General features: G+C 63.2%; 17 protein-coding genes. 14 read left to right on the forward strand and 3 right to left on the reverse strand.

What is annotated here, in order from left to right; translation table 11 throughout:
* Positions 1–272: 272 nt before the first annotated feature.
* A complete protein-coding gene (locus AC2VNO_RS00465) occupies positions 273–1,355 on the forward strand; it encodes a CobW family GTP-binding protein (protein ID WP_486932299.1) in 1,083 nt (360 codons plus the stop codon).
* A gap of 149 nt (positions 1,356–1,504) precedes the next feature.
* Positions 1,505–3,670, forward strand: coding sequence for a TonB-dependent siderophore receptor (locus AC2VNO_RS00470; protein ID WP_486932300.1), 2,166 nt, complete (start codon positions 1,505–1,507; stop codon positions 3,668–3,670).
* Positions 3,671–3,783: 113 nt separating this feature from the next.
* Here the strand turns inward: AC2VNO_RS00470 and aztD are convergent, their stop codons facing one another.
* Both aztD and AC2VNO_RS00480 read right to left on the reverse strand, forming a co-directional pair.
* Positions 3,784–5,016 (reverse strand): zinc metallochaperone AztD, encoded by a 1,233-nt coding sequence (aztD, locus tag AC2VNO_RS00475; protein WP_486932301.1) that lies wholly within the window; start codon positions 5,014–5,016, stop codon positions 3,784–3,786.
* A gap of 36 nt (positions 5,017–5,052) precedes the next feature.
* Entirely contained in the window at positions 5,053–6,273 is a 1,221-nt protein-coding gene (locus AC2VNO_RS00480; protein ID WP_486932302.1) for a nickel/cobalt transporter, read from the reverse strand.
* Between the two features lie 79 nt (positions 6,274–6,352).
* Between AC2VNO_RS00480 and folE2 the strand changes: the two genes are divergently transcribed.
* The 4 genes from folE2 to AC2VNO_RS00500 all read left to right on the forward strand — a co-directional run bounded on the left by folE2 (position 6,353) and on the right by AC2VNO_RS00500 (position 11,096).
* On the forward strand, positions 6,353–7,264 hold the full coding sequence (gene folE2, locus AC2VNO_RS00485) for a GTP cyclohydrolase FolE2 (RefSeq protein WP_486932303.1): 912 nt from the start codon (positions 6,353–6,355) through the stop codon (positions 7,262–7,264).
* A 90-nt stretch (positions 7,265–7,354) separates the two neighbouring features.
* A complete protein-coding gene (luxS, locus tag AC2VNO_RS00490) occupies positions 7,355–7,879 on the forward strand; it encodes an S-ribosylhomocysteine lyase (protein ID WP_228578908.1) in 525 nt (174 codons plus the stop codon).
* Positions 7,880–7,897: 18 nt separating this feature from the next.
* Positions 7,898–9,118, forward strand: coding sequence for a DNA glycosylase AlkZ-like family protein (locus AC2VNO_RS00495; RefSeq protein ID WP_486932304.1), 1,221 nt, complete (start codon positions 7,898–7,900; stop codon positions 9,116–9,118).
* 202 nt (positions 9,119–9,320) lie between these two features.
* On the forward strand, positions 9,321–11,096 hold the full coding sequence (locus tag AC2VNO_RS00500; protein WP_486932323.1) for a mechanosensitive ion channel family protein: 1,776 nt from the start codon (positions 9,321–9,323) through the stop codon (positions 11,094–11,096).
* 33 nt (positions 11,097–11,129) lie between these two features.
* On the opposite strand, the gene AC2VNO_RS00505 is transcribed toward AC2VNO_RS00500, so the two are convergent.
* On the reverse strand, positions 11,130–11,792 hold the full coding sequence (locus tag AC2VNO_RS00505) for a GntR family transcriptional regulator (protein ID WP_486932305.1): 663 nt from the start codon (positions 11,790–11,792) through the stop codon (positions 11,130–11,132).
* A gap of 417 nt (positions 11,793–12,209) precedes the next feature.
* Between AC2VNO_RS00505 and AC2VNO_RS00510 the strand changes: the two genes are divergently transcribed.
* The 8 genes from AC2VNO_RS00510 (at position 12,210) to AC2VNO_RS00545 (ending at position 19,636) form a co-directional block, all read left to right on the forward strand.
* Positions 12,210–13,541, forward strand: coding sequence for a flagellar biosynthesis protein FlgA (locus AC2VNO_RS00510; protein WP_486932306.1), 1,332 nt, complete (start codon positions 12,210–12,212; stop codon positions 13,539–13,541).
* 54 nt (positions 13,542–13,595) lie between these two features.
* Positions 13,596–14,042, forward strand: a complete 447-nt coding sequence (locus AC2VNO_RS00515; RefSeq protein ID WP_486932307.1) for a hypothetical protein — start codon at positions 13,596–13,598, stop codon at positions 14,040–14,042.
* Positions 14,043–14,057: 15 nt separating this feature from the next.
* Positions 14,058–14,564: a tripartite tricarboxylate transporter substrate-binding protein gene (locus AC2VNO_RS00520; RefSeq protein WP_486932308.1), complete on the forward strand. Its 507-nt coding sequence runs from the start codon at positions 14,058–14,060 to the stop codon at positions 14,562–14,564.
* Between the two features lie 154 nt (positions 14,565–14,718).
* Positions 14,719–15,255, forward strand: a complete 537-nt coding sequence (locus tag AC2VNO_RS00525; RefSeq protein ID WP_486932309.1) for a tripartite tricarboxylate transporter TctB family protein — start codon at positions 14,719–14,721, stop codon at positions 15,253–15,255.
* A 45-nt stretch (positions 15,256–15,300) separates the two neighbouring features.
* A complete protein-coding gene (locus tag AC2VNO_RS00530; RefSeq protein ID WP_486932310.1) occupies positions 15,301–16,815 on the forward strand; it encodes a tripartite tricarboxylate transporter permease in 1,515 nt (504 codons plus the stop codon).
* Positions 16,812–18,092: a 3-oxo-tetronate kinase gene (gene otnK / locus AC2VNO_RS00535; RefSeq protein WP_486932311.1), complete on the forward strand. Its 1,281-nt coding sequence runs from the start codon at positions 16,812–16,814 to the stop codon at positions 18,090–18,092. Before AC2VNO_RS00530 ends, otnK begins: the two co-directional genes overlap by 4 nt.
* On the forward strand, positions 18,089–18,733 hold the full coding sequence (gene otnC / locus AC2VNO_RS00540; protein ID WP_486932312.1) for a 3-oxo-tetronate 4-phosphate decarboxylase: 645 nt from the start codon (positions 18,089–18,091) through the stop codon (positions 18,731–18,733). The genes otnK and otnC overlap by 4 nt, the downstream gene beginning before the upstream one ends.
* 126 nt (positions 18,734–18,859) lie before the next feature.
* Positions 18,860–19,636, forward strand: a complete 777-nt coding sequence (locus tag AC2VNO_RS00545) for an RsiV family protein (RefSeq protein WP_486932313.1) — start codon at positions 18,860–18,862, stop codon at positions 19,634–19,636.
* The last annotated feature ends 20 nt before the right edge of the window (positions 19,637–19,656 follow it).

Genomic DNA, 19,656 nt, shown 5'->3' on the forward strand with positions numbered 1-19,656 from the left:
TACCAACTGAAGCCACGGTGTCATGCCTGCTCTTCAAGGTCAAAGACTTTCGCCGCCGTTTTTTATCTTCTGCGTGAAGAGCATGTTTTCGTTGAAGTTAATAAAAAATAAAAAAGTTGCTCTGCCCCTGCCAGCCTATTGATGGACGACAGATATTGCGGAATGACCGGTTCGGCCGGCTGGGCTTGCATCGCCCCGCTTGTGTTATGATGTAACAAAACTTGCAATGAGCGCCGCGCCTGCTGCGCACATTGCCCCGAACGGTGACCCATATGAGCCTCGATACCCAGGATTCGATCCCCGTAACCGTGCTGACCGGCTTTCTCGGCAGCGGCAAGACGACGCTGCTCAACCAACTGGTGCGCCAGCCGACGATGAAGGATGCGCTGGTAGTGATCAATGAGTTCGGTGATATCGGCCTGGACCACCGGCTCGTCACCGAGAGCGATGAGCACAGCGTGGTGGAAATGAGCAGCGGCTGTTTGTGCTGCACCATTCGCGGGGACTTGAGCCGCACCGTGCAGAAAACCTTCGATGCGATAGAGCGCGCAGGCGGCGAGCCCTTTTCGCGGGTCATCATCGAAACCACCGGGCTGGCCGACCCGGCGCCTATTCTGCATACCCTGATGACCGACTATTGGCTGGCTCACCGCCTGGTGCTGGATAGCGTGATCTGCCTGGTAGATGCCGCCAGCGGTGTGTCGACGCTGAATGCCCACCGTGAGTCGCAGCGCCAGGCCGCCATTGCCGACCGGTTATTGATCACCAAGAGCGACCTGGTGGACGAGGCGCGGCTGGCTCGGCTTGCCGAGCACCTCACCCGGATCAATCCTGCCGCCGAGCAGCTGCACGTTTGTCACGGAGAGATAGCGGCCGAGCAGCTGACGGGCGGCAGCCTGCCGGTGCAGCAGCGCCGCGCGGAGCAGTGGCTCAGCGCCGCTTCCTATGCGCAGGTGGCTCCCGCCGCCGGTGCGGCGCCGATGAATGCCGGCAGCCTGGTCTCGATGATGGTGCCTTCGTCGGAGCCGTCTCTTACCCGCCACGGCGAGCAGATCCGCTCTTTCTGTTTCACCGTGGAGCAACCCATTGTCGCGGAGCTTCTCGAAGACTGGCTGGATCTGCTGATGTCGCTGATGGGCGAGAAGATCCTGCGGGTCAAGGCCATCGTCAAGATTGCCGGGCGCGAGGAGCCGCTGGCCCTGCATGGCGTGCAGCATATCTTCCACCCCCCGGAGCCGCTGCCGGCCGAAGCGTGCAGTGACGGTATCTCGCGCTTCGTGTTCATCACCAACGGAGTCGAGCCCGAGTCCATTACCCGTCTGTTCGACTATTTCCAGCCGGCCCCGGCGAGCTGAAGCCGATAGGAAGCCTTGTGTAGGCAAGGTGAGTCTTGATGTATTCTGCCTGACTGCAATGTTATTACATTGCATAATGATAAGGCGGACGTGGCCACTGCTGGCCCGGTTTAACCTCACTTCCATCGCAAGGATCGACGGTGAACACAATGACATCCCCCTTTTGCACCGGGGCCGTTGCCGCGCGCATCGGCCCCGTGTGCCTGAGTGCTTCGCTCCTGCTTCTGATCGGTCTGCCCCTGGCCGAGGCCAGGGCACAGGAACTGACGAACGGCTCGGAATACGAGCTGGAGGCGATCACCGTGATGGGCACACGCGAGCGCGCCTATCGCAGCGTGGTGGCGCCCACGGCCAACAAGAGCGACACCTTGGTCAAGGAAACGCCTTTCTCCATCCAGACGGTGACCCGTGAGCTGATCGAGGATCGTGGCGTCACCACCTTCGGTGAGGCCGTGCGTACCGTACCCGGCGTCACGCCGCAGGTGGGCTGGGGCGGCAGCAACGACCGTTTCCGCCTGCGCGGCTTCGCCACGTCGGTGAACCTGAAGAACGGCTTTCGCCGCAGCGTGTTCGCACCGGTGGATGAGCTGGTGAACATCGAGCAGATCGAGGTGCTCAAGGGGCCGGCCTCGGCACTCTACGGCCGCTTCGAGCCGGGCGGGGTGGTCAACCTGGTCACGCGCAAGCCGCTGGACGAGGCGCAGACTCGCTTCGACCTGACCGGCGGGCGCTACGATTTCTACCGTGGCACCTTCGACACTACGGGGCCGCTGAGCGATACCGTCAGCTATCGAATTACCGGAGCGTGGCAGGATAGCGGCAGCTTCCGCGACTTCGTCGAAGCCGAAAGCCAGTTCATCTCGCCGGTGGTGATGTGGCAGCCCACGCCGCAAACCACACTGACCGCCGAGCTGGAGCTGGGACGGCGCGACTCGGCGTTCGACAGGGGGTTCGGCAACAGCCCGCTGTTTCTCGAGGTGCCGATCCACTACAACTACGCCGAGCCGGATACCCGCCTGGAGAACGAAGGCGTATTGGCTTCGGTGGTACTGGAGCATGGCTTCGAGAACGGCTGGGAGCTGCGCAGCGGGATGCAGGCGTCGTGGGCGCGAACCGATGCGCTGTGGTACCCCTATGGCTTCAGCCCGATCAGCGGGGCCGACACCGACGATCCCCAGGTCAACCGCCGCCGACAGCGCAGTATCGACGAGCAGACCGACGCTACGGTGATGGCGGAAATGTCGCGCCGCTTCGATACGGGGGCAGTGGGGCACCGCGTGCTGCTGGGCGCCGATTACAACTACGACGAATGGGACTTCGAGGCCCATGCTTTTCTTGGCCCCGGGGGCTTTCCGGTCAACCTGCCGATAAGCCTGTACGATCCGGTGCATGGCCAGGCCCCCAGCGGCCCGCTGGAACCTTACGACGCTTCGCGCTACGACAGTCACAGCGTTGGGCTGTACCTGCAGGACGAGCTGGAGCTCGGCAGCCAGTGGCGGTTGCTGTTGGGGGGCCGCTTCGATCGTTCGCGCAGCGGCGCCCGCGCCGAGTACCTGCCGGTGGAGGGGCGCCTGACGCGAACCGACGAGGCGTTCTCGCCGCGCGTCGGCCTGACCTGGACGCCCAACGAGGAGGTCTCGCTGTATGCCAGCTGGGCGCAATCCTTCCTCACCGAGCCCTTCAACGGCATGCTGCGCGAAGGCACCCTGCCTTCACCCTCACGGGGGCGGCAAACCGAGGTGGGAGCCAAGTTCAGCTTGCTCGACGGCCGCCTCGAGCCCACGCTGGCGTTGTTCGACATTCGCCGTCGTAATGGCGTGGTGTCGGACCCGGACGACTTCAACTACGTGATCCAGGTCGGTGAGCAGCGCAGCCGTGGCTGGGAGTTGGACATCCCCTATGCCGTGACACCGCAGTGGCGGCTGCTGGCCAGCTATACGCAGCTCAAGGCGGAGATCAGCGAGGACAGCAACCCCGAGCTGGTCGGCAATCTGGTGGCCAATGCGCCGCGCAGCTCTGCGAGCTTCTGGTCTACTTACGATTTCGCCGGCCAGGCCTCGGGGCTCAGCGTGGGGCTCGGCGCCATTTACGTTGGCGCGCGCGAGGCCAACACCGCCAATAGCTTCGAGCTGCCTTCCTACACGCGCTGGGATGCCAATGCGATTTACCGCTTCGGTGAAGGGCAGCGCTACCGGGTGCAGATGATGGTGCAAAACCTGGGCGACACGCGCTACTACGATTCGGGCGGGTCCTTCGTGCCCACCTTCCCCGGTGCACCGCGCAGCGTGTTCGCCACGGTAGGCATGACGTTCTGATGAGGAGCCACCGACGAGGCAGAGGCTAACAGGAGTGGCTAAAAGAGGGCGGGCCGACATGCGCCGGCCCGCCCTCTTGCTTTGCGTACCTGCTGAGTCGAGGGGGACTTCCCTCAATGGCCGTGGTCATGTCCATGTGCCACGCCGGTACCGCCTACGGCGACGATGTTGAACGGCGTGCCTTCGACTGCCACTTCGCCAGCCTTTTCGAAGCTAACCGCATTCACCAGGTGCAGCTTACCCTCGAGCGGGTCGGTCACGACGACATTCTCACCGGCAACCGTCACGCGTGGGCGCGGGTCCCGCCAATGGCCATCCATGGAGTAGGGGGCGGTGAGGCGCAGCGATTGGCGGATCTCGCCGGCAAGCACGTCGAGCTGGTGAAGTTGACCATCTTCGGTGAACACATAGGCGTAGCGGGCCCGGATAGGATCGACGGCGAAGTGCACGCGACGAGTGGGCAACTCGACCAGGCGGAAGGCATCCTCTTCGCTCGGGTCGATCAACACCACGGCGCTGTGACCCTGATGGTCGAGAAAGTTGCCCAAGAAGTATTGCAGCCCGCGCCCGCCGATCAGCGTGGTGGTCTTGCCCTCGGGCAACGTGTCGGCATAGGGCAGGTGTTCGATGCTGGGTGTGCCTTCAGCCGAACGAACGATCAGCAGACCGGTTTCGCAGGCGAAGGCCATCAGGTTGCCCGTTGTCGCCTCACCGTGCAGGTCGGGGCATTCGGCCAGCTCTCCCACCGGGGTGCCGTTGCGGTCCTGCACCCGAATGCCGATGGGCAGTTTCGAGGGCCCCTCGGGGTGTGGCTCGGAAACGATGTCGTGGTTGCCGTAGGGCACCACGACGCCGTGATGGGGCGCGCCCGCGTCCACTTCGCGAAGCTCGGCGCTTCCCATCAGCGCATCGCGCTCACGGAACACCCTGGCCACCCCTTCCTTGTCGAAGAACGCGGCCCAGTGGCCCTGTTGCTCCACGAAGTGCACCGGGTATTCCCCCCTGATCTCGGTCCCGGTCAGTCGTGGTGCCTCGATCTCGATGTCGGCGTGGTCGCCATGGTCGTGAAAGGCGATACCCGTGGCAATGACAGTAACGACATCGGCCGTACCCTGCACCGCATACACGGTTTCACCGCTGTGGCTGCGATAGAGCGATGCCGGGCCGTTAACCTCGAAGGTTTCCAGCAGCTCGCCTTCAATGGCATCTATTGCGTGCACTACCGGCTCGCTGTGGTCGGCGACGAACAGCCGCCAGGCCGTCGCCTCCTCATGGGCCTGAGCGCCGCCGGCCGCAAGGCTTGCCGCCAGAAGGGAGACGCTCAGGCTCAAGGTCGATCTTTTCATGTGTGCTTTCCTTGCCTCGGGTAATAGTGCTCATGGTCATGAAAACAGCGACGGTCCGGCGGCCGGCCTCGTGGTGGCGTACCAGGCCAGCGAAAGGCCCAGCCACACCAGGGCCACACCGCCGGCCATGGCCAGACAGCCCCCCAGTTTGCTCAGCCGTGCTACACCGCCGTTGCCATGCTTGAGGTCGTGCTTGAGGTCGTACTTGAGATAGAGCCTGGTGACCCAGTCCCGCGCCAGTACGCTGGCCAGGGCCAGGGCGGAAACGGTCATCGCGGTACCCAGCGCCATGGTCATTACGGCAGCCGCTCCCAGCACCATATGGCCCATCAGGCTTGCCGCGCCCATGATCAGCACGGCGCCGCTGCAGGGCCGCATGCCGATGGCTGCCACGGTGGCCAGCGCCGTGCGCCAGTCGCCGACCTCTTCGGGTGCCACGTGATGGCGTGCGCCGCAGCCGCAGCCATGAGGATGGGATCCAGGGGCCCGAGGCGCCTGGGTCTGGTGTGAGGCTTGGGCGTGGAAGTGAAAGGTCGCTTGGCCTTCGGCAGCAGGGCCGTGAGCCGCACTTACCGCTTTTAAGCGTGGGGTCGGCGTAGCCGGGGAGAGTGTCTGAGGCGGTGTGAGTGAGGCGCCGGAATGCGGCGGGGTTGCGACGCTAGCGCTGGCATTACCACGCAGCATTCGGCGGGCACGCAGGCACAGCCAGACGCCCAGGATGGCTACCATCAAGAAACTTGCCAGTTCCAGACCGGCTACGCTCCCCATGGCCTGCCGGGTCAGCCAGCCAAGCCCTTTCACCAGCACCAGCACCAGGGCGATGGCGGTCAGGCCTTGCAGCATGGCGGCACTGAAAGAGAGCCCCAGGGCGCGCCGAACGCCGCCGCCCTGGGAGAGCAGATAGGTCGAGAGCACCGCCTTGCCGTGGCCGGGCCCAGCGGCGTGGAAGATGCCATAACCGAAGCTGAGCGCCATCAGCCACCAACCGCTCGACCACGAGGGAGCTGCCGACCATTGGGTAATCGCCAGCGTCAGGGCGCGATGAAGGTCGCGCTGCCAGGCCAGCAGCTGCAGGCTAACGCCTTGCAGCACCTCCTGCTGAACGAGTAGCAGGAGGAAACCGGCACCCAGCACGAGCGCCCCCAGGATCCATCGATAGCGGTAGAGCTGACCACGAGACCTCGCGATGGGGCCGGGGGCAGTGGTGTGGGCGGGGTGGCGAAGCGAAGGTAATGGCGTGCTGAAGCGTTGTGTCATGCCTGATCCTGCGGTTCGAAAATCTTAAAGTGTTATGTTATAACATGCCTGCCCCGGAAAGCGTAAAGGTCCCGATTCGATGAACAGGTTACCGCTGGAAGATATCGCCACTTCGACCGCTGCGCGGCTTGGCACGCTGAGCTGGGTCGGAATGGATCAAATCGCACTGCCGTTTCAGGTTGCCGGGCAGGGGGTGACGGGCTTCGCCTCGGCCGGTGTCAGCCTGGACGATCCCACTGCACGCGGCATTCACATGTCGCGTCTCTATCTGGCGCTGGCCGAGCTCGAAGAGCGGGAGATATCGCTTGTGCGAGTCGCCTCGGTGTTGGCGGCGTTTCTGGAGAGCCACACGACGCTTTCCAGCAGAGCCTTCATCGAGCTGAGCGGCGAGGCGATGCTCAGGCGCCCGGCTTTGATCAGCCCGTTGTCGGGCTGGAAGCGCTACCCCTTCGCCTTGCGCTGTCGGCTTGATGACCAGGGCTTTCACGCCACGCTCGAGCTCACGGTGGGTTACTCCTCCACCTGCCCGTGCTCGGCGGCACTATCGCGTCAGTTGATCCAGCAGGCCTTCGACGAGGATTTCACCGACATGCCGGTCAGTCGCGAGGCGGTGCGTACGTGGCTGGGCAGCGAGCAGAGCATTCTGGCCACGCCTCACAGCCAGCGCAGCCAGGCGCATCTCTCGGTGCGCCTGGGGGACGGCCAGGATGAGTTGCCGCTGCTGGCTCTGGTCAACGTGGTGGAGCGGGCGCTGGGCACCGCGCTGCAAACGGCGGTGAAGCGTATCGACGAGCAGGCATTCGCCCTGGCCAACGGCCAGAACCTGATGTTCTGCGAAGACGCCGCACGCCGCCTGCACCATGTCCTGCGCAAGCAGTCCGGCATCAGCGGCTTTAAGCTGCGCGTTGTGCATGCGGAGAGCCTGCACGCCCACGATGCCGTGGCGTGCAGCGAGTGGAACTGGGACGGCAGCGCAGCCGGATGCCCATGATGTCTGGTTGTCATCGTCGGTGCGGGGCCGGCGGGCAACCCATGCTACTATTGGGGTTTCGGCGAACCTGACCGGCAAGAAGGATCGAGCATGCCTTTATTAGATAGCTTTACCGTTGACCACACCATAATGAATGCCCCGGCCGTACGCGTCGCCAAGACCATGCAGTCCCCCTCCGGCGACACCATCACGGTATTCGATCTGCGCTTCAACAAGCCGAACGAAGAGATGATGGGTGAAAAAGGCATTCACACCCTTGAGCACCTCTTCGCTGGCTTCATGCGCAATCACCTGAATGGCAAGGATGTCGAGATCATCGATATCTCACCGATGGGCTGCCGTACGGGGTTCTACATGAGCCTGCTGGGCAACCCCAGCGAGGAGCGTGTAAGCGAAGCATGGCTTGCGGCGATGCAGGACGTACTGGGCGTCAAACGGATGGAGGACATTCCGGAGCTGAATGAATACCAGTGCGGCACCTTCGTGATGCACTCTCTGGAAGAGGCCCAGGAGATCGCGCAAGGCATCATCGAGCGAGGCATCGGGGTCAACAAGAACGCCGATATCGCACTGAGCGGCGAGCGGCTCAAGGCGCTGGGCAATCCGGACGCATAGTGTCATCAAGCATTGCCGATGAACGCCCAACAGCGTTTGAGCCTGACGCGTGCCGACGCTCGCCGCCTGCTGGTGCGCTATCACTTCCGGATGGCGCCGCTGGAGAATGTCGTTCGTCGCTTGGGGACCGTTCAGTTCGATCCCTTGGCGCCGGTCGGCACCAACCCGGATCTGGTGCTGCAGTCCCGGGTACCCGAATACCGGCGGGGCGACTGGCTGCATGCGGCCTACGGTCAGCGGCTGCTGGTCGATGGCTGGGACAAGCAGGCCAGCCTGATACGGCCTGGTGAGTGGTGGGCACAGGCACCGTTCCACCTCTGGTTCGAGCGACGCTGGCGGCAGCGTGGCGTGGACGTCGAGTCTCCGGAGGCCCTCGCCTTGCTCGATCAGGTCGAACGCCACGGCCCCGCCACCAGCCTCGAGCTTGGCGATCAACGCGCCGACCCCGCATTGCGTGGCAGTTGGTACGGCCCAAAGCGCTCGCGCCATCTGCTCAAGGCGCTGTGGGATGCCGGGCGCTTGATGACGCACCATCGAGTGAACGGTCGCCATGCCTACGACTTACCCGAACGGGTGCTGCCCCCGGCCGAGGTCGTGCCGGTGGCCACCCAAGACGATGCCCTGCAAAGGCTGGTGGTCCGTCGCGTGCAGGCCGCCGGCCTGCTGCGGCCCACCGCGGATGCCGCCGTGTGGTTGCTGCCCTGTTCGCGTACGGAGCGCAACCGCATCGCCGCACGGGCAATCGCCGCGGGAGAGTTGGTCGAACTCGACGTGGAGGGTACGGGCTACTGGACCACGCCTGGGGCGCTCTCGGTTTTGGACGAGGCATCCGACTCGGCCGGTTACATGAGCCAGGATGTGCGCTTCCTCGCCCCGCTGGATCCGTTGATGTGGGACCGCGGCGGGGTCGCCCGGGTCTTCGATTTCGATTACATCTGGGAAGTCTACAAGCCCCAAGCCCTTAGGCGCTGGGGGTACTATGTGCTGCCGGTGCTGCCGGTGCTGTGGGGCGAACGCTTCGTGGCTCGCTTCGATGCCAGGTGCCACCAGGGCACCTTGACCCTCCTGGCCTGGCACTGGGAGTCCGATATCCTGCCGTCCAGGCTGCCGGCGGGCCTGCCCGAGGCCTTGGAGCGGGCCGCCAGAGAGTTTCTTGCCTACCTCGGCGCTACCCGCCTCGTTCTGCCCAGGGGGCTCGGCCAAGAGGCCCGTCGCGCCTGGCAGCGGGCGGTCAATTGATCCTTACGAGTTAAACCCCACCGAAACAGGATAACGCTGGTTACGGTCGCGAGGCTCGCCTTCGACTGGACGAAGCGCTAGCCGGTGAGCTGTACTACCTTGAGCCATCGGTGTGGTTGGCCTGTTACCGCAGGTCGGCCCAACCTGAACAGCGTTGCCTGAAGGAAAAGGCAGCGGGTCCGCTTCGATCGGGAAGATGAGTATGCAAGGAATGGGCGCTTGGCGGCTGCTGGCAGTATGGGTCGTAATGGCCATGGCCATTCTCATGGCCGCCCCCAGCATGGCGCAAATGCCTGAGGGCGTGGGCGGAGACGACAGCGAAAGTGAAAGCGAAGAGAGGGAGTGGTTTCCCCTCGAGGCGTTGAATACCGGGCTCGATGAGGCTCCCGATGAGGTTCGGCGACAGACGCCGCGCGAGTCGATTCGCAGCTTCATGCAGCTTACCGCTAACCATGAATACTCCGCTGCGGCCCATCTGCTCAACCTTTCCGAGCTGGATGAAGCGGAGCAGCAGCAGCAAGGTGCCGAACTGGCTCGCCAATTGGCTTCCGTGCTCAAGCGCGGCGAATGGATCAACGTCTCCAACCTTCCCAGCCGTCAGGATGCGGCCATCGAAGACCCATCCGGCCAGAACCCCCGGGCGGGGGAGCCGCGCCGTAGCCTCGAGCTGGCATCGTTGGCGGTCAACGGCGATGCCTACGAGATTCGCCTCGGCCGCTATCGCGTGGAAGAGGAGGACCCCGTCTGGCTGATCTCCGCGGATAGCGTAGCGTCGATTCCGCTGCTTTATGAGGAGTTCGGCCCCTCGCTGCTGGAGAGGTACATTCCGGAGCGCTTCAAGACCTCACTCGGCATGCTGGAGGTATGGGAGTGGATCGCAATACCGATCTTCCTGCTGCTGATCGGCCTGGTGGGCTGGAGCATCTTCGGATTGGTCGGCTTGCTGTCGTCCTGGTCCCCCAATGGGGTGCTCAGTATCTTCGCCGGCAGAATTCGTGGGCCAATGGCACTGCTGGTCATGGCCTTCGTCGCTCAGGTCCTGCTCGACTACGTGGTCTCCTTCACGGCCGTGGCCACCACCTTCATTCGGGTGTTGCTGATCATCCTCATCGCCTGGGGGGTCGGCACGATCGCTCTGCGCCTGGTGGATACGGTGCTGCTCAAGGTCACCCGGCGCTTCGTGGGCGAGATCGACGATACCAAGCCGAAGGATGAGCGGCGGTTGCTCACGTCGCTTTATGCCCTGCGCCGAGTCATCATCCTGCTCACCGTCATTGCGGTGGGCGTCTATGTGCTGAGCCAGATTCAGCTCTTCGAGACGCTGGGCATGTCGCTATTGGCCTCGGCCAGTGTGCTGGCCGTACTGGTGGGCATTGCGGGTCAGGCGGTACTGGGCAACATTCTCTCTTCGTTTCAGGTCTCGCTGGCCAAGCCGATTCGTATCGGCGACCTGGTCATGTTCGAAGGCCAGTGGTGCTACGTGGAAGGCATCTTCTACACCTTCATCCGTCTGCGGATATGGGATGAGCGGCGCTTGATCGTGCCGGTGACCTATTTCGTTTCCCAGCCGTTCGAGAACCTCTCCATCAAGAACGCCAAGATGTACCGTCAGCTGGAGCTGATATTGCACCTTAGCGCCGATGTTCAAGTCATCCGGGAGAAATTCGAGGAGTTTGCCAAGGAAGAGGAGAACGTGGTCGAACACCACAAGCTGTGCTGCTTCGTGACGGGACAGACCGAGAAGGCGCAGACGGTGACTTGTTACCTCATGGCTTCCGACCCCTTCGCCGGTTGGATAGCGGAGATGCAGATCCGCGAGCGACTGATGACGTTCATTCGCAACAATCACCCCGAGTGGTGGCCGCGCGATATCGTGGTGCTCAGCCAGCAGGATATCGCCAAGGGGGGCAAGCCTGAAAAACCGCGCGTACGAGCACCTGCCGGGGGGGAGAGAGGTGGTGATGAGGAGACCGAGTGAGGGGGCAACCCTCGCTTCACTTCGGTCTGGCCCTCATGCCACTGGCTCTCCATTGGCATATTTCACCCAAGTCTTGCCCAGGTGGTTGCGTAGCTCGCGCCCTGCACGCTCAGGGTCTCGAGCCTCCAGCGCCGCCATGATGGCTTCGTGCTCTTCCATGGCGGTCGCCCACTTCTCGTTCTTCTGGTTCGATAGATAGCGAACGCGATATAGCTGCCGGCTCAGGTTGGTGTGCATGTCGATCAGCGCGAAGTTTCCAGACAGAGCAACGATACGGTTGTGGATCTCCTGGTTCAGGCGGAAGTAGCTCTGGCGATCGCGGCGTAAAAAGCAGGCTTTCATCTCATAATGGAGAGCCTGCAACTCGGCAATATCGTCATCGCTGGCATTGAGGCATGTGAGCTCTGCGGCGGCTTGCTCCAGCACGCTCAATACATAGGCCTTTTCCTTGATGTCGGTTGGACTTACCTCCGCAACCACCGCCCCACGATGGGGTGAGATGACCACCAGGCCCTCGGTAGCCAGGATCTTGAGCGCTTCCCGCAAAGGGGTGCGCGACACCTGAAGCTCCACGGCCAGGGTACGCTCGGGCAGGCGCTGGCCGGGCTGGAAGTGATCCATCACGATGTGTTCACGCAGGTAGTTGGCCACTTTCTCGACAAGACCTGCATGGCTTGACTGAACGGCTTCTTCCATAGGGTTGCTTACTCCGGAGTCGAGTGACAAGAATGGCATACCATTTTTGTCCTTTCAAATCGTAACGCGCCTAAAGCTCTCTATTCATTACCCATATTTTTCAGGTAGTTAATGGTGTAACAAGGCGGCCATTGACTAAAGTCGTATCTGCGCATTGTTGACCCTCAAAATGGCATGCCATTACATTTTGATCAGATCCGGCGCTGCCTGAGCAGTGTCCACTGCCAGGCAATGTGATTTCAGGCAGAGGAGGAAACCGGACCCGCACCGCCAAGGCGAAGCCCTTCAACGATGACCGGAACGGGAAAGCAAATCTCTTATGAACTATCTACAACATTTTGAAAAAAAAGAGTTGTTGAGGCTTGCGTGGCTGGCGCCGGCGATTTTGGAAGAGGTGTCTTGCGACAGGCGCGGGGTATGGAAGGGCTTGCAGCGAGGGTTGCCATTGATGTCACGCCGGAGAGAGCCGCTGAAGCCTTGCGCTCCTCCGGGGTGCCCGACGCCGAAATAATGGTATGCCATTCTTCCGAGGAGGCAGCAAAGGCTTGGCAATCAGGCGGGTACGTCGCTGCAGGCAGCTTCGAGCACGTGCAGGCGCTGCCTTTTGACATTCTGGTGGAATCGACGGGCATTCCCGAAGTGGGGGAGCGCTATGCCGAAGCCGCGCTGTTGGCGGGAAAGCATGTAGGCATCGCCACGAAGGAGACCGAGTCCGTTGTGGGTCCCTACCTGACCCGCCTGGCGCAACGCCATGATCGCCTCTTCACGCCGATGGATGGGGACCAGCCAAGCCTGCTGATCGGGCTCGTCACCTGGGCTCGTACGCTGGGCTTCGAGATCATTGCCGCGGGCAAGAGCAGCGAGTACGACTTCGTCTGGGACGAGGCAGCCGGCAACGTACTTTGCAATGGCGTTTCCTACCCGGCGCCCGGTCTGGCCGAGCTGTGGGAGCTGCCCGAGGGCGCAGAGCGCGAGGCTGTCGAGGCCCGTGGCAAGGTCCTGGCCGCCATCCCGCAGATTTCCGTCCCCGACCTGTGCGAGATGGTCAACGTGGCCAATGCCACCGGGCTCGGTCCCGATCTCCCGGAGTTCCATGCCATGGTGCTGAGAACCGGTGAGGTGCCGACCCTGCTGGATCTCGAGGCGCACGGCGGAGTGCTACGTGGCAACGAGCGCCTCGAGGTCTTCAACTGCCTGCGCCGTCCGGACGAGATCAGCTTCGCCGGAGGTGTGTTCATCGTCGTGCGCTGCGAGGATACTCACGTGTGGTCGCTGTTGCGTGACAAGGGGCACATTCTCAGCCGCAGCGGCAACTGCGCGATGATCTACCTGCCGCGCCATTTGCTTGGCCTGGAAGCGCCGATCTCGCTCCTCGATGCGGTGCTCAACGGCAGAACCTCCGGCGGCGGCCAGGCGACCACCCCGAAGTTCGATCTGACCGCTCGCACTACCCATGCGATCCGTGCCGGTCAGCGGTTGGAGATGCGCGGCCATCATCGCCATATCGAGGGCCTGCGACCCGAGATTCATCCAGCCGCGCCGCTCTTGCCCGAGGCCAAGGTGCCTTTCTATCTGCTTCCGGGGGCGGAGGTCATTCGCGACATCGCCCCCAACCAGCCGATCACGCTGGCGGACATCGCCTTGCCCGATACGCGACTCCACCAACTGCGTCAGGAGCAGGATCGGTTGTTCCATGGGCAGGATGCCACCTCAACGCTGCGTGAAAGCGTCGACAGCACGCTTGACTGAACTCGCTCATCCGACCGGAACCGCACGCATAACAATTATGTAAAGGAGAACGACATGCTCACCAAGAAAACACTGAAAACCGCTACTCTGGGCCTGGCCCTGGTTGGCGTAGCCATGGGCGCCAGCGCCAATGAAGTGGCCGACTATCCCAGCAAACCGATCCAGTTCCTGGTGGCGGCCGGCGCCGGCGGTGGCGTCGACAACTTCGCACGCGTAGTACGGCCGATGTTCGAGGAGGCGGTAGGCGGGGCCCGCATCACCGTCGTCAACCTGCCCTCGGCCTCGGGAGCCCTGGCTCACCAGCGGACTGCCAACGGGGCACCGGACGGTCACACCCTGGACTTCGCTTCGACCACCTACGTGACCTCTCTGGCGGCCAGGCAGAATCCGATCGGCCTGGATCAGCTCACGCCCGTCGCACGCATGCAGTCGGATGTCATGGCGCTGTTCGTCAATCCGGAGCGCTATCCCGATTTCGAGTCGTTCCTGGAGTACGCCTAAGAGAACCCGGGCAAGGTGACGGTCGGTGGCACGCACACGGCCAGCCCGGATCATGTGGCTTTCCTGTCGCTGCGTGACGCATCCGGCCTGGACATGAACTTCATTCCCTATGACAGCACCGGCAACGCCACGGCCAACGTGCTGGGCGGTAACATCGACGCCACCACCACCTCGCTCAGCCCGCTGCTGAGTTATATCGAGGCGGGCCAGATGATGCCGATTCTGATCTTCAGCGAGGAGCGACTGGACCACTACCCGGACGTACCCACCACCGTGGAACACGGCTGGGACCTGACCGATGGCAACGACCGGGCGGTTTTCGTCCATGCAGCCACCCCGGCTGAGCTCGTCCAGCACCTCGAAGGTGTGTTCCAGGAGATCTTCGCTTCAGAGGAATACCAGGCTTATGCCGAGCGTGTGAACCTCGATTATCGTGAGGGTTGGATGGGCGGCGAAGAGTACCGCCAGCGGCTCGAGAACAACTACGAGCTCTATTCGCGCCTGCTGCAGAACGGCAACTGATACGTTCCCAAAAGGCACCAGTGGGGGCGTGACCCGCTCCCACTTTCATTCACCGCTTGGGCCAGTCTTAGGCTCTATACGAAAACTGTCTGCGCTCGCCGACTTTTCGTACAAAGCCTAGGCCGGTCACGCGACGTTCCCTGCGGGGGCCATTATGCAAGCCAGGATCTATATTTTTGCGGTGGCGGTCATTCTGCTCGCCCTGGCCAGCCTGCCGCTCACGCTTCAGTTCCCCAGCTCGGCGCAGGTCTCTACCTTTATCGGGCCGCGAGTCTGGCCGCTTCTTCTTACCGTTCTGCTGCTGCTCTTTGGTGGCGCCTTGTTGGTCATGACCTGGCGCGATGGGCGCCGCCGAGCGCAGCAGCCGCTTCAGGACGGTAACGCTCAGTACGCCGTTTCGGCAGATGACCCTCAGCCCGGGTCAAGCGTGAGCGATACGGCGGAAGCCCCTGCACCGGCGTGGACGCTCTCGCTCGCGGCCACGCGGCACTGGTGGCTGATGGCGGCCACCGTGGGTTACACCCTGCTGATGTCAGTCATCGGCTTCGTCGCCGCCAGTGCGATCTTCACCTTGTTATGCACGCTGCTACTGGGCGCGCGCTCGTGGCTGGCCATCGGCATCACCGTGGTGGTGGCGGTGGCGCTCATGCAGGGAGTCTTCGTGACCCTGCTCGGCATCCCCCTGCCGTGAGTCCGTCCCGATGACACCTCTATCGACTTGCTCCGGGAGTTGACGATGGAACATTTTCTCGGCGGGTTGGCCGTGGTGCTGCAGCCACTCAACCTGCTATTGCTGACCTCTGCGGTATTCATCGGCTTCATCGGCGGTGCGCTGCCGGGCATCAGTGGCGTGATCCTGGTTGTTATCCTGCTGCCGGTCACCTATGGCATGGAGCCCACCACGGCCTTCATGCTGTTGACCGCTATCTATGGCGCTACGGTGTTCTCGGGGCTGATCACGGCGATCCTGTACCGTGCGCCCGGTACGCCGGAATCGGTGATGACCGCCTTCGACGGCTATCCGATGACCCAGCAGGGGCAGGCCGGCAAGGCGCTGGGTATCGGCGTGCTGAGCTCTGCCATCGGCGGTCTCGCCGGTACCGTGGCATTGATCGTGTTCACGCCGATTCTGGCCACCATGGCGCTGCGCTTCTCGTCACCGGAGTACTTTGCCCTCGCCATCCTCGGCCTGACGGTGGTGGCCTCACTGGGCGGCCGGCTGATCTACGGACTCATCGGGGCGACTCTCGGCCTATTGATCGCCACGGTAGGCACCGATCCGCTCACCGGTACCAGCCGCTATACCTTCGGCAATCTCAATCTTGCCGAGGGTGTCGGCCTGATCCCGATGATCGTGGGGCTGTTCGCCATCTCCGAGGTAATGAAGCGTGCCCTCGATCAGGACAGCCATCAGCCGCTGAAGAAGGTCAAGGTGAAGATCTTCGATCTGCCCATTCTGCGCCAGATCGGCGGTACGCTGACGCGTTCTTCGTTCATCGGCGTGATCACCGGCATTCTGCCCGGTATCGGGGCCAGCACCGCGGCCATGGTCAGTTACAGCGAGGCGGTGCGCTGGTCCAAGCACCCGGAGAAGTTCGGCAAGGGGGCGCCTGAAGGGGTGGCCGCGCCGGAGTCGGCCAACAATGCCGCCGCTATGGGAGCGCTGGTGCCATTGTTCGCCCTTGGCATTCCGGGCAGCGGCACCACGGCGGTGATCCTCGGCGCCTTCATCATGCATGGGTTGCAACCCGGCCCGATGTTCATGATCACCAGCAGCGACCTGATCTATGCCGTATTTGCAGGGCTGTTCATCGTCAACTTCATGATCCTGCTGTTCTCCAAGCCGTTCATCGCGCTGTTTACCAAGCTGCTCAACGTGCCCTATTCGGCGCTGGGCCCGCTGATCGTCATGTGCTGCATCGTGGGAACCTATTCGGTGCGCAACTCGATGTTCGATGTGTGGTTGATGCTCGGCTTCGGTGTGCTCGGCTATCTGTTGGAAAAACTCCGCTTTCCGCTGGTGTCGATCATTCTGGGCCTGGTGCTCGGGCCCATTGCCGAGAGCGAACTGCGCCGCACGCTCTCCATGTCCCAGGGCGACCTGTCGATTCTCTTTACGCGGCCGATCAGCGCCACGCTGCTGGCCATCGCCTTCCTGCTGCTTGCCATGGCCATCGTCGCCCCCTTGATGAAGCGCCTGCGCAACCGGGCCGCTTCCAACTCGTCACCTGAACAGCGGAGACATTCATGACCATCGTACTCGGCGCCATCGCCGACGACTTCACCGGTGCCACGGACCTTGCCAATAATCTGGTGCGCAGCGGCATGCGCTGCCTGCAAGTGATCGGTGTACCCGGCCCGGAACTCGATGTGAGCGAGGTCGATGCCGTGGTGGTGGCACTGAAGTCGCGCTCCTGCCCGGCCGACGAGGCCGTGGCAGATTCGCTGGCGGCACTGGCGTGGCTGCAGGCACAAGGTGCCCGGCAGTTTTTCTTCAAGTACTGCTCCACCTTCGACTCCACCGCGCGTGGCAATATCGGTCCGGTGGCCGATGCGCTGATGGAGCGCTTGGGGGTGACGCAGACGGTCATGGTGCCGGCATTCCCGGTTAATGGCCGCACCGTCTATCAGGGGCATCTGTTCGTCGGCGACCGACTGCTCAACGACAGCGGCATGCAGCACCATCCGCTCACACCCATGACGGACGCCGACCTGGTGCGTGTACTCGCTTCCCAGACCCCCCATCCGGTTGGACTGGCGCCGCGCTCGGTGCTCGACCATGGGGCCGAGACGACCCGGCAGCACCTGACGACATTGGCTGAGCAGGGCGTGCGCCACGTGATCTGTGACACCCTCGACGAGCATGACCTGGACGTGCTGGCAGAGGCCTGCGAGGCGATGCCGCTGGTGACCGGCGGTTCGGGCCTGGGCCAGGCACTGCCTGACCGTTATCGCCGCCTGGGCTGGCTGGACGAGATCGCCGAGCCAGGCCGGTTGCAGCCGGCCAGCGGCAGTGCCTTGGTGCTCTCCGGCAGCTGTTCCAGAGCGACACTCGCTCAGGTGGCGCACTTCTTGGAGCGACACCCCGGCTTCGCTCTCGACCCGTTGGCACTGGCCGAGGGGGACGCGCAGATGGAAGCGGCGCTCGATTTCGCCCGCGAGGCCCTGGAGAGCGGCGGGCCGGTATTGCTCTATGCCTCTGCCGATCCGGAGAAAGTCAAAGCTGCCCAGGCCAGGCTCGGTGTCGAGCATGCGGGGCAGCTCGTCGAGCGGGCGCTGGGGCAACTGGCGGCCAAGCTGGTCGATGAGGGCGTGGGGCGGCTGGTGGTCGCCGGCGGCGAGACCTCGGGGGCAGTGGTGTCGGCACTCAACCTCACGACTCTGCGCATCGGTGAGCAGATCGACCCCGGCGTGCCTTGGACCCAGGCCCATCTCGAGAGTCGCGAAGCCCCTCTGTCGCTGGCGCTGAAGTCGGGCAACTTCGGTGGTGTGGACTTCTTCACGCGTGCCTTCGAGGTGCTGCCATGAGCGCTCAAGAGGAAAACAGGCTGCGCGAGCAGATATCCACCTTGGGAAAGTCGTTGTTCGACCGTGGCCTGACCATGGGCTCCAGCGGCAACATCAGCGTGCGCCTGGACGATGGCGGCTGGCTGATGACGCCAACCAACGCCTGTCTGGGGCGTCTCGACCCTGCGCGTATCTCGCGGCTCGATGGCCAAGGCCAATGGCTCGACGGCGATATGCCGACCAAGGAGCAGTTCCTGCACATGGCGATGTACGCCGAGCGCTCCCAGTCCGGCGCCATCGTGCATCTGCACTCCACCCATTCGGTGGCGGTGTCATGCCTTCCGGGGATCGACCACTGCGACTGCATCCCGCCGCTCACCGCCTACTACGTGATGCGGGTCGGCAAGCTGCCGCTGGTGCCTTATCACGTACCGGGTGACCCCAGGCTGGGCGATGCCGTGCGTGGCCTGGCGGGCCAGCACAGCGCCGTGCTGCTGGCCAATCATGGGCCGGTGGTGGCGGGCAAGGACCTGGAAGCGGCGGTGTACGCCACCGAGGAGCTGGAGGAGACCGCCAAGCTCTTCCTGCTGCTGCGCGGGGAAAATCCTCGCGCCCTCAATGAGGAGCAGGTGGCTGAACTGAAGCGGCACTTTCCTGCTTAGCCACATGATGAGCGACTGTTCCCAACCCGCCTGACGGCGGGTTTTTTCGTCTTTGGCTTCCGCTAAAGTAAGCAGAGAGTTGCTGGTTCAAGGCAGCAAGCTGTCGTCTCTCAGGGAGGGAGCAGGATGTCGTGTCGCAATGTGTGGGTAATGGCCCTGCCCCTGTCTCTCCTGGCCGGTTGTCAGGCACAGCAGGAGCCGGCCGATATGGCCGGGATGACGTATGAACCCGTCGAGGCGCATTTCGTGGAGCGTGACTGCCCGGCGGCGCAGTGCGCCGAGGTCGAGGTGAGGGCACTGTACTTTCCCGATTCGCCTGAGCTGAGTGAAACGCTGCGCACACGGCTGCTGGCGATGGGGCAGGGCATTACCGATGGCGAGACCGAGTGGCCGCGGGACTCATGGGAAGCCTATGCCGAGGCTTTCTTCGCGCTGGCCGGAGAGGAGCGCCGCTATGCTCCGCCACACGCTTCCAGTCAGGCCTCGCTCGAAGCGAAGGTGCTGGCCCGGCATCACGATCTGCTGGTCATCGAACTCGGCAGCTATGTCTACCACGCCGGGCAGGCCCACGGCATGCCGCTAACCGAGTTCATGGTCATCGACGAGCGTTTGGGGCGAGAGATAACGCTCGACGACATGCTGCTCGACGGCCTGGCTCCGGCCTTCCAGGAGGCTCTCGCCCGGGCCCATGAGCGTTGGCTGAGAGATCAGGAACTGGACGAGGAATTCGCCGCCGGCTGGCCATTTTACCCAAGCCAGAACGTGGCGCCGCTCGAAACCGCCTGGGTGGTGAGATACAACGTCTATGAGATCACTCCCTACGCCCTTGGCCAGCCGGAACTGAGCATTCCCCTGGCGGAGCTGGAAGGGATCGCCAAGCCGCGCTATCTCGGTCGAGACTAGGGTTTAGCTGGATGATGCGC

The organism is Halomonas sp. TH-94 (assembly GCF_057473365.1).